The sequence below is a fragment of the Williamsia sterculiae genome, assembly GCF_900156495.1.
Taxonomy (GTDB): domain Bacteria; phylum Actinomycetota; class Actinomycetes; order Mycobacteriales; family Mycobacteriaceae; genus Williamsia_B; species Williamsia_B sterculiae.
In genome coordinates this window covers 78,280-91,409 of sequence record NZ_FTNT01000001.1, presented here as the reverse complement: position 1 = coordinate 91,409, position 13,130 = coordinate 78,280, and the positions used below count along the sequence as shown (strand labels likewise).

The following is a 13,130-nucleotide window of genomic DNA, read 5'->3' as shown; positions in this document are numbered from 1 at the left end:
GGGTCTGGCAGCTCAACCGGAATCATCTGGTTCATCGGCGTCGATCGTGGATGCGTTACACAACCCGCCGATGCCTTCTCGGCAACACGTGTCGGTGGTGGTCAGGCCTCCAGAATGGCGGTGACGCCCTGGCCGCCCGCCGCGCAGATCGAGATCAGTGCGCGACCGCCGCCACTCTCGTGCAGTTGTTTGGCGGCCTGGGCGACGATCCGACCGCCCGTCGCCGCGAACGGGTGTCCCGCCGCCAACGAGGAACCGTTGACGTTGAGCTTGGTCCTGTCGATGGAGCCCAACGCCCCGTCGAGACCCAGTCGCCCCTTGCAGTATTCCTCGGACTCGAAGGCGGCCAGGGTGCAGAGCACCACCGAGGCGAACGCCTCGTGGATCTCGTAGTAGTCGAAGTCCTGCAGGGTGAGGTTGTTGCGCTCGAGCAGACGCGGGATCGCGTACGTGGGGCCCATGAGCAGCCCGTCGGGGCCGTTGACGTAGTCCACGGCGGCGGTCTCGGTGTCGACGAGGTAGGCCAGCACCGGGTGCTTGTGTTCCTCGGCCCACTCGTCGGTGGACAACAACACCGCCGACGCACCGTCGGTCAGCGGGGTCGAGTTGCCCGCGGTCATGGTGGCGTCGCCGAGCGAGACCCCGAAGACCGGCTTGAGCTTGGACAACTTCTCGACGGTGGAATCGCCGCGCAGGTTCTGGTCCCGGGTGAGCCCGAGGAAGGGAGTGACCAGGTCGTCGAAGAAGCCGCGGTCGTAGGCCTTGGCCATGTTCTGATGACTGGCCGCGGCGATCTCGTCCTGCGCCTCGCGGGCGATGCCGAACTCCTTGGCCGTGATGGCCTGGTGTTCGCCCATGGACATCCCCGTGCGCGGCTCGCCGTTGCGGGGGATGTCGATACCGAGCTGGGTGGGCAGTTTGGCGACGGCCAGCAGCCGGTCGACGGTGGACTTGGCCCGGTTGACCTCCAGCAGCTGTCGCCGCAGGCCCTCGGAGACGCCGATGGGCGCGTCCGAGGTGGTGTCCACTCCGCCGCCGATGCCTGCCTCGTACTTGCCGGTCGCGATGCCGTCGGCCACCAGCGAGATCGCCTGCAGACCGGTGCCGCAGGCCTGTTGGATGTCGAACGCCGGGGTGTAGGCCGACAGCACGGACCCGAGTACCGACTCCCGCACCAGGTTGAAGTCGCGCGAGTGTTTCAGCACGGCGCCACCCGCGACCATCCCCAGCCGCTCACCCTGCAGGTTGAACCGGCTGGCCAGCCCGTCGAGGGTGGCGGTGAACATGTCTTGATTGGAGGCGCGGGCATAGGCCTTGTCCTGCCGGGCGAACGGGATCCGATTGCCGCCGAGGATCGCGACCGGCTTGGTGCTGCGGGTCTTGGGTGTGTAGGCCACGTGAGATCTCCCAGGGTGTCGTCGGGTACCTATAGCGTATTCTTACTCGCGAGTAAGTTCGTTGTCGAACCCGACCCTTCGAAGGAGTTGCGACATGTCGTCACCAGGAAACGCCGGGCTGTACTCGGCATTCGTCCACTCGGCCCCCGGTTCGTTCATCGCCAAGCAGGCGGGCCTGCCGATTCCGACGCCTCTGCGCCGGTACAAGCCGTCCGAACCCGCGCTGCCCGGGCCGGTGTTGCTCGGCGGGTCGGGACGTCTCGTCGAGCCGCTCCGGGAGATCCTGTCGTCTCCCGACTACGAGCTCATCCACAACGCGACCACCGGGAAGTCGGCCGACAAATACGGCGCGGTGGTGCTCGACGCGACCGGGATCACCTCCCCCGCCGACCTGAAGGAGCTGTTCGAGTTCTTCGGTCCGACGCTGCGGTCGGTCACCCCATGCGCCCGCTTCCTCGTCATCGGCACCACACCGGAACGCGTCAGCGACCCCGACGAGCGCGTCGCACAACGCGCCCTGGAGGGATTCACCCGGTCGCTGGGCAAGGAACTGCTCAAGGGCGCCACCGCACAGCTGGTCTACGTCTCGCCGGACGCCACGACCGGACTCAGCGGCCTGGAGTCGACGGTCCGGTTCATCCTGTCGGCCAAGTCGACCTACGTCGACGGCCAGGTGATCCGCGTGGGTGATGCCGACGCGACCGCCCCCGCCGACTGGGACAAGCCGTTGGCCGGGCGGGTCGCCGTGGTCACCGGTGCGGCCCGCGGCATCGGAGCCACCATCGCCGAGGTGCTGGCCCGCGACGGTGCGCACGTGATCGCCGCCGACATCCCCGCCGCCGGCGAGGCGCTCTCCCAGACGGCGAACAAGGTCAAGGGCACCGCCTTCCCGATCGACGTCACCGCCGAGGACGCCGGTGCGAAGCTGGCCGAACACGCTCTGGAACGTCACGGCGGTATCGACATCATCGTCAACAACGCCGGCATCACCCGCGACAAGTTGCTCGCCAACATGGATGCCGCTCGCTGGGATGCGGTGATCGGGGTGAACCTGATCGCGCCGCTACAGCTGGTGAACACACTGGTGGAGAAGGGCGCGCTGAAGTCGGGTGGAGCCGTGGTCGACGTCTCATCGATCGCCGGTATCGCGGGCAACCGCGGCCAGACCAACTACGGCACCTCCAAGGCCGGCGTCATCGGGCTGGTCGACGCCTACGCCCCGGTGCTCGCCGAGAAGGGCATCACGATCAACGCCGTGGCCCCCGGGTTCATCGAGACCGCGATGACCGCGGCCATCCCGCTGGCCACCCGCGAGGCGGGCCGGTTGATGAGTTCGCTGCAGCAGGGTGGTCAGACCGTCGACGTCGCCGAGACGGTGGCCTATTTCGCCAACCCGGCGTCGAGTGCGGTGACCGGCAACGTCGTCCGGGTCTGCGGCCAAGCGCTGCTGGGGGCCTGACGTGCCGAAGACCGTCGAGCTCACCAGCCTCCCGGGTGTGGTGGACCTGTATCCGCGGGCGGTGTCGGCGATGCTGCCGGTGATCGGTAAGCCCGGACGGGTACGCGCCGACGCCACCATCCCCGACACCGTGTTCACGATCGAGGGCCTGAAGGTCGATCAGCACAAGCTCGGCGACTACTGCCTGGCCACCGGTCAGCAGTTCGGCGAGACGCTGCCGCTGACCTACCCGTTCGTGCTGCAATTCCCACTGGCGATGTCGGTGATGGTGGCGTCCGACTTCCCCTTCGGTGCGGTGGGATCCGTGCACATCGGCAACACCATCCACCGGTACCGGCCGATCGGCGTCACCGAGCCGTTGAACATCCGCACCCACGCCGAGAATCTGCGCGAACACCGCAAAGGCATGTTGGTGGACATGGTGTCGAGGGTGAGCGTCGGAGGCGAGGTGGTCACCGAGCAGATCGCCACCTTCCTCAAACAGCAACGGACCAGCCTGTCCGACTCCGAACGCGGCCCGGCGCCGAAGTCTCACCGGCCACCGCCGCCGGACCGGGTGGTGTCGGTGGACCAGGGTCTGACCCGCCGCTACGCCGAGGCGTCCGGAGATCGCAACCCGATCCACATGTCGGGGATCAGCGCGATGGCGTTCGGCTTTCCCAAGGCCATCGCGCACGGGATGTGGAGCGCGGCCGCGGCATTGGCGAACCTCGAGGGGCAGGTGCCCGGGGACGTCACCTACGCGGTGCGCTTCGGCAAGCCGATCCTGCTGCCGTCCAGGGTGTACGAGTACACCACCCAGGTCGACGGCGGTTTCGACATCTCGCTGCTGGACCGCAAGAAGGGTTCCCCCTTCCTGACGGGTACTTTGCGGGGCTGACGCCCGCCCGGACCACGAAAACTGCGGGAGATCGGGTTTCCCGCAGTTTTCGTGATATCCCGCTGTTGCATCAGCGGTACATGACCGGAACTGCGGGAGATCGGTTCTCCCGCAGTTGTCGAGGGGTGCGGCGGAGGCCTGTCCGACGGCGCTCAGGCGTCGGCGGGTTTACGGTCACCGGCCAACCCGTGCCAGCCCATCCGGATCATCAGGTCCGTGGCGGCCTCGAGGCCGATGTCACCCTCGGAGATCCGGTCGGCGACGGCCTCGCCCGCACCCACCAACGCTACGGCCATCAACTCGAAGTCCGTGTCGTCGGCGTCGACGGTGGTACCGCGACGCAGCAGGTCGGCGACCATCTCGATCAGCCGCTGCCTGCTGTCGGCGACGAGTTTGGCGAAGTTCGCCTGCCCCTGCGCCACCCGGTACAGCACTCGCCACGATTCACGATTCTGATCGACGAAGGACAAGAAGCCGTGGATCACCGTGCGGGCCTGGTCCCGCTGTTTCAGGTGAGGGTCGAAACCACCGCTCATCGCCTCGATGAACCGGCCGGACTCGCGGGCCAGACAGGCGCTGAAGAGTTCTTCTTTGGAGCCGTAGTACAGGTAGAGCATCGGCTTGCTGATCTGCGCCTGTGCGGCGATGGCGTCCATCGACGTGTCGCTGAACCCGTTGGCCGCGAAAACCCCCACCGCGGCGTCGAGCATCTGCTGTTCGCGGATCGCCCGCGGGAGCCGTTTACTGCCTCCGGCCATCTGCCACCCCCGCTCCGGCCCGTACTGCGGACCACTGTCGATGTCGTCCTAACTTACCAGGCAGTAAGTTGCATCGGGGGGATCAGACGGTCAGCAGGTGAGGCCTTTGGCGGTCAGCACCCGTCGCACCGACGCGTCGACCCGGGCCTGCGACAAGCCGCCTGATCGAACGGCCGCCTGCAGCGAATCGAGCACGGCCGGGACCTGGTCGGTGCTGAGCCACAGCGCGACGTCGGCACCCGCGGTGAGGGCCAGTTTCACCGCCTGCACCACCCCGTACTTGGCGGTGATGGCGGCCATCCCGCTGAGGTCGTCGGTGAAGATCGGTCCGTCGAACCGCTTGCCGCCGTATCCGGTTCCCGACCGCAGCAGAGCCATCGCCTTGGGGCTGATGCTGGCCGGGGTGTCTGGGCCCGTGAGGCCGGGAACGATGAGGTGCCCGACCATGATCCCGCGATGGGCGTCAGCCTCCGTACCGGTCACCAGGGTCTTGTAGGGCATCAGATCGTCGCGGATCAGCTGCGGGAACGGCGGCGTCAGCACGGTGCCGGTGTGCGAATCACCCGACCCGTGGCCGTGACCGGGGAAGTGTTTGAAGACCGGCATGATCCCGGCGTCGCCGAGCCCTGTCGCGAAGGCATCGGCGTAGCGCGCGACGGTCTGCGGATCGTCGCTGAACGAGCGGTCGCCGATCACCTCATCGGCCGATTCGTCACTGACGTCGGCGTCGGGAGCGAAATCGACGGTGATTCCCAGGCGTTTCAGCTTCGCTCCGATCCCGCGAGCGGTGGCACGAACCTGGGCAGGGGATTGCGATGCCGCCAGTTCGCGCGCGGAGGGCGAGTCGACGCCCAGCGACCGCAGCCGCGACACCCGACCACCCTCCTGGTCGACGGTCACCATCAGCGGCAGTGGGGATGCCTTCTTGGCCGTCGCGAGGCCACCATTGGTCAGCATCGACCTGTCGGTGAAGCTGCCGACGAAGATCCCGCCGACGTGACTCTGCGCGACCACCGATCGTGCATCGGCGGCGCCGGACACGCCCACGGTCAACAGTTGAGCCAACTTGTCGCGGACGCTCATCGTGGCCATGGTCCGGCCGACGCAATCCACCGGCGCGGCCGCAGGGGTGGGACGCGGCGATGACGACGTGACCGACGACGACCGGGCCGACGACGCGACCGTGGACACCGGCGGCGTGCTCGCCGACCCCTGATCGGCACCGCTGCTGCATCCGGCCAGCGCACCCAGCACCCCCGCCGTCACGAGTAGCTGCAGCCGACGAAGGTGTCCCATAGCCATCGGGCCAGTGTCGCGCACGCCCGCACGCGCACACAATCGCTCCGGCGACTTCGATGTCACCGGGCGCGGTACGCGGTGGACAGGCACACGGCCCGGGCCATCGCGGTGGGCGCATCGTCCCGATCGTCACCGCGGCCGTGCGCGGCGAGGATGTCGGCGATGGAGTCGCCGGTGACCTGCCAGCCCTGATCCGTCAGGCACGTCTGCGCGTCGAACTCCGACGACTCGAACAACAGATCGGCCACGTCGACACCGAAATCGACGGTTGCGTCGGTGTCGAAGCCGGAGAGTTCGGTCCCCGCGGGCGCGGTGTCGAACACCAGGACGCTGCCGACGGGCGCGCTCGAGCTGATCGTCGACAACAGCCGCTGTTGGTCCGCTCCCCGCAGGTACGGCAACAACCCTTCGGCCAACCAGATCGTCGGCTCGGTCTCGGAGAGCCCCTCCTCGCGCAATGCCGTCAGCCAGTCGTCGCGCAGGTCGCATCCCACTCGCGTCGACGTCGACGCCGCCCCCTCCGCGGCGAGCACGGTGTCCTTGAACGCGACCACCGCCGGTTGGTCGACCTCGAAGACGGCCGTGCCCGGCGCCCACGGCAGCCGCGCGGCCCGTGCGTCCAGACCGCTCGCCAGGATCACCACCTGCCGGCATCGCTCGGTATTCGCGTCGACGACCGCCTCGTCGATCCGCAGCGTGCGTGCCGCCATCATGTCGACCAGGAAGTCGAGCATGCGCGCCATGGCCGGGTTGTCCCGCGCGGACTCGCCGATGGCGTCGGGCAGCAGGTCGGGCTCGCCCGCTGCCGCGACGAACTTCTCGGCGAACGGGTCGTCGATCAGCGCATCGGATCGACGGGACTCCAGCGCCCTCCCCAGAGCGACCAGCAACGCCGTCCGCCCGACACCCGACGTGATCGTCCAGTCATCATCATTTGTTCGCATACCTAACGATATCGGTTCGGCGGTCGTCGGAGCCACCATCACAAAACGGTCTACAAGGCCCCCGGCCACACCCGACGCGGTCATCATGGAATGCGACAGATGCCGCGATCGCGACTCAGGAGGCCCGCCATGGGCAGACCACAGTGCGACACCATCATGGTCGCCTACGACGGTGGACCCAACGCCGACCGCGCGATCGGGTACGCCGCGCACTACCTGTCCGCGACCACGTGTCACGTGGTCACCGCCTGGGAGACGGGTATGCAGCAGAGTGCGCGGTTGTCGACGTACTCCGGCGGCATGCAGCCGTTGCTCGACACCCGGTTCGATTCCCAGGTCGATGCCGCACTGCTGGCCGAGGCCGAGCAGACCAACGCGCGGGGTGTCGATCTTGCACGACAGGCGGGGCTGACCGCGACCGGCCGCATGGTCGAGGTGACGTCCACCGTCTGGGGCACCCTGGTTCACGCCGCCGACGATCTCGACGTCGATGTGCTGGTCATCGGGACGCGCGGCGCCTCCGGCCTCAAGGCCCTGCTGCGCAGCAGCGTCGCCGAACGGGTGCTCAAGCACTGTCATCGGCCGGTGCTCGTGGTCCCGGCCGGGTGTGGGGCGGTGGAGGAGACGGCCGGTCAGAACTGACCGCTCGCGGGTACCCCGGTTCCGGGACGCTCGGATGGTAGTTTCGTGACCGAACCGATCCCGACCCCCAGGAGCACCCCGCATGAAGAGCAATCGCCTCATCGCCGGAGCGATCGCGGGGATCCTCGGACTTGTCGTCGCCATCGCCGCGGTGTTCCTGGGCGGCTACCTGGCCACCGACACCAAGCCGTCGACCAGTGTGAACAGCTTCAACGCCGACAACGGCTTCGTGAAGGGTTCGGTCGACTACGGCACGCGTGACAATGCCGGAGTGAACAACTGACAGCTGCCTCCGACGAGGTGGTGCGTCCGGAGCGTCGGCTCTCGCGCCGCGGCTGTTCGATCATCATCGGTCTGACGCTGCTGGTCTCGTTCCTGCAGTCCCCCGGCCGGATCGCGGCCGACACCAAGCTCGACCTGACCGCCGACCCGGTCGGCTTCCTGTCGCGGGCCGCCCATCTCTGGTCGTCACAGGCACCTCTCGGCCAGGTACAGAACCAGGCCTACGGATACTTCTTCCCGCACGGCGCGTTCTTCGCCCTCGGTGACGTGGTCGGGCTACCCGGCTGGGTCACCCAACGGTTGTGGTGGGCGACGTTGCTCGCCATCGGGGTCATCGGGATCGTCCGACTGGCCGAGGCTCTGCGCATCGGGTCACCGGGGTCGCGGTTGTTCGCTGCGGCCGCCTTCGCGCTCAGTCCGCGGGTGCTGACCACTCTCGGATCCATCTCGTCGGAGACCCTGCCGATGATGTTGGCCCCGTGGGTGCTGGCCCCGGTGGTCAGTGCGTTTGACGATCCCGGCACCCGATTGTCGCTGCGACAGTTGGCGTTCCGGTCGTCACTGGCCGTCGCGTTGATGGGAGCGGTGAACGCGGCCGCGACGCTGGCCGCGGTGATGCCCGCGCTGATCTGGTGGCTGACCCGATGTCGCGGGCGGGGCCGGAACTGGCGGGTGTTCACCGGTTGGTGGGCGCTGGGCGCCGTGCTGGCGTGCGCGTGGTGGTTGGTGCCGCTGGTGATCCTGTCCCGGGTCAGCCCACCGTTCCTCGACTTCATCGAGTCGTCGCGGGTCACCACCGAGTGGACCTCGCTACCGGAGGTGTTGCGCGGCACCAGCTCGTGGACCCCGTTCGTGTCACCGGAGCGGGTGGCCGGGTCGGTGCTGGTGGGCCAACCCGCGGCGGTGGTGGTGACCGGGCTGCTGGCGACGGCCGGGCTGGTGGGACTGAGCATGCGTCGGATGCCGCATCGGGGGACGCTGGTCCTCGTCGCGGCGATCGGATTGTTGGCGTTGTGTTCGGGATTCGCCGGTGAGCTGGGATCTCCCGTCGCCGAACCCGTACGGCAGTTCCTCGACGGCGTGGGCGCACCGTTGCGCAACGTGCACAAGTTCGACCCGATGATCCGGATCCCGCTGGTGCTGGGGATCGCACACCTGCTCGCCCGGGCGCCGCTACCGGGATCGGTGCCGTGGCGTACCGCCGTGTCCGCCTTCGCGCGACCCGAGCGCCGCCCGGTGGTCGCCGTCGCGATCGCTCTCACCGTCGCACTGGTGGGTTCGGGATCGCTCGTCTGGACTGGTCATCTGGCCCCGCAGGGCAGCTATGACAGCGTGCCCGACTACTGGTCGCAGACCGCGCGCTGGCTACAGGATCGATCCACCGGCCCCGGCTCCACGCCCGCCACCCCGGCCCGCGCGCTGGTGGTACCCGGATCGCCGTTCGCCGATCAGGTCTGGGGGTTGACCCGCGACGAGCCGCTGCAGGGGTTGGCCGGCTCCCCCTGGGCGGTCCGCGACGCGATCCCGCTGGTGCCACCGGAGGCGATCCGCGCGATGGACGCCGTGGAACGCGACATCGCCGCCGGACGTGCGACGCCGGGTCTGGCCACCACCCTGGCCGGGCAGGGAGTCGCCTTCGTGGTGTTGCGGGCCGACCTGAGTCCGGCGACCTCCCGCTCGGCGCGACCACTGCTGGCGCAGCAAGCACTCGTGGGATCGCCGGGTCTGCACCGGGTGGCGCGGTTCGGCCCCGACGTCGGCCCGCCGCCGGTGCGCGGGTTCGTCGGTGACGACGGCCTGCGACCCCGGATGCCTGCCGTTCAGATCTTCGCGGTCGACGGGGTGGCACCGCGCACCGCGGGTGGTCCGGTGGTCGGTGATCTCGACACCATGCCCCGGGTCGACGGCGGGGCCGAGGCGGTGGCGCGGCGTGACGACCTGTTGGCCGCGGAGTCGGGTGCGAGCCGCCCCGATCCGGTGCTGATGAGTGCCGATGCCCGCGCCGCAGGCCTACCCCCCACCGGTCGCGGCGGACGCATCGTCACCGACACCCCGGTGGCGAGGGAGACCGACTTCGGCCGGGTCGACGACCACAGTTCAGCGATCCGGGCCCCGGACGACGCCCGGCAGACCCAGAACGCCGCACCCGATTACCCTGTTGCGGGACAACCGGATACGGCAGCGCAATGGTCACTCGACGGCACCCCCGGAGCGGTGTCGGTGTCGACGTCCGGATCGGCGGCCGACGCCACCCAACTGGGACAGACGGCGCCGGCGAACGCCGCGGCCGCGGCCTTCGACGGTAACCCCGGGACCGCATGGGTCAGTCGCGGGTTGGACTCGGCGGTCGGGCAGTGGATGCAGGTGAACTTCCGCGATCCGCGCCGCGACCTGTCCCTGTCGATCACCCCGGGCAAGGCCCTGGGTCCGGCCGTCACCGGGCTGTTGATCACCACCGAGGCCGGGACCACGGTGGCCCAGGGCATCTCACCGGGGAAGAAGACCACCGTCGCGGCCCCCAGCGGACCCACCCGGTGGGTCCAGGTCCGCGCGATCAGCACCGAGGACAACACCGCGGGCAATCAGTTCGCGATCGCCGAGCTCACCGTCCGGGATGCGTTGGCCGACCGCCCGCTGACCATCACCCATCGCACGGTGTTGCCGGAGCTGACGGCGGGCGAGCAGGTCTCGGGGTGGTTGCTGGGCCAGGACCTCGACGGTCGGGCCGCCTGCGTGGACGGCACCGACGAGACCCGTTGTTCCGGAGCGCTCTCGTTGATCGCCGAGGAGCCCGGCACATTCCGGAGGGTGCTGTCGGTGCCCGCGCCGACCACCGTGACGCCGCGGGTGGTGCTGCGGTCGGTGCCCGGTGGTGCGCTCGATGCATTGTTGCGGCAGCCGGACACGATGACCGCGTCGGCACCGGCGTTGGTCACCGATCCCCGCGGTAACGCGTCCGCGGCTGTGGACGGCGATCCGTCGACGGTGTGGACCGCACCGGACTCGTCCACGGTCCCGGGGGCCGGCGCCCCCACCGTGCGGATCGATCTCGACCACGTGCGACTCATCGATGGCGTGCGGATCCGTGTGCCCGCTGGTGCCTACCCGGCTCACCCCACCCGGGTCGCGGTGGATCTCGGTGACGGGCGGCAGGTGCGGACGATCCCGGCCGAGGGTGTGATCGCGCTGGCGCCGGCGCGCACCGACCACATCACCGTCACCGTGCTCGACTCGACCGATCTGGTGGACGTGAACAGTCTGGGGTTCGCCCGTCCCGCACCCGTCGGGCTGGCGGAGGTCACCCCCACCGGCCCGGACGGACCGGTACCGGTGGCATCACCCGACGCCCCCGTCACCATCGGCTGCGGCGCCGGTATCGGCCTGGCGGTGTCGGGACGGACGGTGCCGATGACGGTGACCACCACCCGGAGGGCGCTGCGCAAACAACAGCCGGTGGTGGCCACCCCGTGCGACTCGAATCCCGTACCGCTGGCCGCCGGGTCGCAGGAGCTGTCCGTGAACCCCGGAGCCGGGTTCACCGTGCAGGCGGTGTCCTTGCGCGCGGCCTCATCCCCGACGATCCCGTCCCCAGGTCAGGCATCGCCACCGGCCCTGCAGACCCCACCCACGCCGGTGACCGTGCGGTCATGGACCGCGGATCGGCGGGTGCTGGACGTACCCGCGACCGGCAACGACCGATTGCTGTGGTTGCCGGAGGCGCAGAATCCGGGATGGCATGCGACGGTGGCCGGTCGGGAACTCACCCCGACCGCGGTGAACGGGTGGCAGCAGGCGTGGGTGGTACCTGCCGGGGTGGGCGGCACGGTCACCCTCGACTATCCCCTCGACACGCCCTACCGGTGGTCTTTGCGGATCGGGCTGCCACTGGTGCTGCTGGTGATCGCCGGGGCATTCTGGCCGTCACGACGCGGTCGCGCGGCCCCGGTGTCGACCGCCGACCGGTCGACGGTGGGCCGGGGGGCGGCGCTGGTCGCGGTGCCCGTGGGGGCGTGGGTGCTGTGCGGGTGGGGCGGCCTGGCGGCGTCGTTGATCTCGGGCGGGGTGGTGCTCGCGTGTGTCCGGTGGGGACGTCCGGCATGGGTGAGCGGGTTGGTGGCCGCCTCGTCGTCCGCAGCGGCCGTGGCGCTGGCGACGGCACCGTGGGGCACGGCCGGATATGCCGGGTTCGCCTGGTGGAGTCAGTTACCGGCGCTGGTGGCGGTCTGCTTGGTCGGCTGGCGTGCGGCGGACGTCTCGGGTGTGATGGATGTCCGGGCGTCCGTGCGTCGATGGGCCTCCCGCTTGCTCAGCCACAGGCGCGCGGGTTCCTCGACCAGCCCATAGCTCGCCGCGGCGATCCCCGTGCTCAACAGAGCGGTGAGCACCCAGACCAGCGGCATCGAACCGTCGAACGGCACGATCCCGAACAGCGAGAACACCGCGGAGAGCATCACCAGATGCCAGATGAAGATGCCGTACGACCATCGGCCCAGGGCCTGCATGGCCGCGGAGTCGAGTAGGCGGTGTCGGGTGGTGGCGAGTACCAGTGGCGCCAGCAATGCGAAGGCGAGGACGGCACCGAGTGCGATCTTGCCGACGAAGGCGGCCGCCGACACCGCACCGAGTCCGGTCGGGCCGGCCAGCGGAGTACATGCGGCGGCGTAGGCGGCCACCGCGACCACCGCCATCGGTCCGCGTCGCGCGCCGAAGCGGACGAGCAACGTCGGACGTCGTCCGGAGTCGCGGGCCGCGACCACCTCGGCGAGTAGGACACCGGCGACGAACCAGGGCAGATGCCCCGGCAACCAGCCCATCGCGGACACGCCCGGTGTCAGCGGGAACATCTCCGAGATCGGGGCCCAGGCGAACGCGAGCAGCCCGACCACGAGCACCAGTGGCGTCCGCCATCGGGCGCGTGGTCCATGCAATCGGCGCATCGCGACGGCCGCGAACGGCAGCACCAGATAAAAGGACACCTCCACCGCCAGACTCCACATCTGGGTCAGACCCGCGGTGAGGGTGAGCGGGACATAGATCTGCGTCAGGGTGAGGTTGGCCAGCCAGACGGTGGAGCTGTCGCCCCGTGCGTCCGGTAGGAGCAGCAATGCCACCACGACCACCACCAGGTAGGCGGGCCAGATGCGGATGACGCGGTGCCGGGCGTAACGCAGCAGACCCGGCGCCCGCGTGCCCGGGGTTCCGTGTGCCACCTCGGCGTGCGGACGCCAGAGCAGGAAACCCGACAGCGCGAAGAACACGGCCACCGCGAGGTCCAGTCTGCCCAGTACGGGGCCGAGCACCGGGGTGCCGACCATCCCGGTCTGGAAGGCGACGTGTGTGGTCAGCACCCCGATCGCGGCAACCGCGCGCATTCCCTGCAGGGACGACACAAATCCGGCACCGGCGGCTGACGCAGACATCAGCGCCAATCTACCCAGCAGTTCAACTGTTAATGTCGCAGCAATCGAG

Annotated in this window: 9 protein-coding genes and 1 pseudogene; 5 read left to right on the top strand and 5 right to left on the bottom strand. The window is 69.3% G+C overall.

Going from position 1 to position 13,130, the window contains the following annotated elements; translation table 11 throughout:
• Positions 1-101: 101 nt before the first annotated feature.
• Positions 102-1,397, bottom strand: a complete 1,296-nt coding sequence (locus tag BW971_RS00415; RefSeq protein WP_076475549.1) for an acetyl-CoA C-acetyltransferase — start codon at positions 1,395-1,397, stop codon at positions 102-104.
• 94 nt (positions 1,398-1,491) lie between these two features.
• Here BW971_RS00415 and BW971_RS00410 point away from each other — a divergent pair, with 94 nt between their 5' ends.
• Both BW971_RS00410 and BW971_RS00405 read left to right on the top strand, forming a co-directional pair.
• Positions 1,492-2,856 (top strand): 3-oxoacyl-ACP reductase, encoded by a 1,365-nt coding sequence (locus BW971_RS00410; RefSeq protein WP_076475547.1) that lies wholly within the window; start codon positions 1,492-1,494, stop codon positions 2,854-2,856.
• Between the two features lies 1 nt (position 2,857).
• On the top strand, positions 2,858-3,736 hold the full coding sequence (locus tag BW971_RS00405) for a MaoC/PaaZ C-terminal domain-containing protein (RefSeq protein ID WP_076475545.1): 879 nt from the start codon (positions 2,858-2,860) through the stop codon (positions 3,734-3,736).
• A gap of 152 nt (positions 3,737-3,888) precedes the next feature.
• Here BW971_RS00405 and BW971_RS00400 read toward each other — a convergent pair whose 3' ends face one another.
• The 3 genes from BW971_RS00400 to BW971_RS00390 form a co-directional block, all read right to left on the bottom strand.
• Entirely contained in the window at positions 3,889-4,494 is a 606-nt protein-coding gene (locus tag BW971_RS00400) for a TetR/AcrR family transcriptional regulator (protein ID WP_076475543.1), read from the bottom strand.
• 90 nt (positions 4,495-4,584) lie between these two features.
• A complete protein-coding gene (locus tag BW971_RS00395; protein WP_234974125.1) occupies positions 4,585-5,796 on the bottom strand; it encodes a glycoside hydrolase family 3 N-terminal domain-containing protein in 1,212 nt (403 codons plus the stop codon).
• A gap of 56 nt (positions 5,797-5,852) precedes the next feature.
• Positions 5,853-6,737 carry an SAM-dependent methyltransferase gene (locus BW971_RS00390; RefSeq protein WP_076475539.1) on the bottom strand — a complete coding sequence of 295 codons (885 nt, stop codon included), beginning with the start codon at positions 6,735-6,737 and terminating at the stop codon, positions 5,853-5,855.
• Between the two features lie 129 nt (positions 6,738-6,866).
• Here BW971_RS00390 and BW971_RS00385 point away from each other — a divergent pair, with 129 nt between their 5' ends.
• The 3 genes from BW971_RS00385 (at position 6,867) to BW971_RS00375 (ending at position 12,005) form a co-directional block, all read left to right on the top strand.
• A complete protein-coding gene (locus tag BW971_RS00385; protein ID WP_076475537.1) occupies positions 6,867-7,379 on the top strand; it encodes a universal stress protein in 513 nt (170 codons plus the stop codon).
• Between the two features lie 82 nt (positions 7,380-7,461).
• Complete coding sequence (locus BW971_RS00380) at positions 7,462-7,662, top strand: DUF2613 domain-containing protein (RefSeq protein ID WP_076475535.1); 201 nt, start codon at positions 7,462-7,464, stop codon at positions 7,660-7,662.
• A 20-nt stretch (positions 7,663-7,682) separates the two neighbouring features.
• The gene (locus BW971_RS00375) at positions 7,683-12,005 is read left to right on the top strand and encodes an alpha-(1->3)-arabinofuranosyltransferase (RefSeq protein ID WP_076476234.1); all 4,323 of its coding nucleotides are present in this window, start codon (positions 7,683-7,685) and stop codon (positions 12,003-12,005) included.
• Between the two features lie 62 nt (positions 12,006-12,067).
• Here the strand turns inward: BW971_RS00375 and BW971_RS00370 are convergent.
• Positions 12,068-13,033: pseudogene (locus BW971_RS00370) on the bottom strand (acyltransferase family protein); the annotation flags it as partial.
• Positions 13,034-13,130 lie beyond the last annotated feature (97 nt).

Bases quoted from the DNA above. Each gene is read 5' to 3' on its own strand.
- BW971_RS00400 (WP_076475543.1), bottom strand. From the start codon at position 4,494: ATGGCCGGAGGCAGTAAACGGCTCCCGCGGGCGATCCGCGAACAGCAG.
- BW971_RS00410 (WP_076475547.1), top strand. From the start codon at position 1,492: ATGTCGTCACCAGGAAACGCCGGGCTGTACTCGGCATTCGTCCACTCG.
- BW971_RS00390 (WP_076475539.1), bottom strand. From the start codon at position 6,737: ATGCGAACAAATGATGATGACTGGACGATCACGTCGGGTGTCGGGCGG.
- BW971_RS00395 (WP_234974125.1), bottom strand. From the start codon at position 5,796: ATGGCTATGGGACACCTTCGTCGGCTGCAGCTACTCGTGACGGCGGGG.
- BW971_RS00380 (WP_076475535.1), top strand. From the start codon at position 7,462: ATGAAGAGCAATCGCCTCATCGCCGGAGCGATCGCGGGGATCCTCGGA.
- BW971_RS00385 (WP_076475537.1), top strand. From the start codon at position 6,867: ATGGGCAGACCACAGTGCGACACCATCATGGTCGCCTACGACGGTGGA.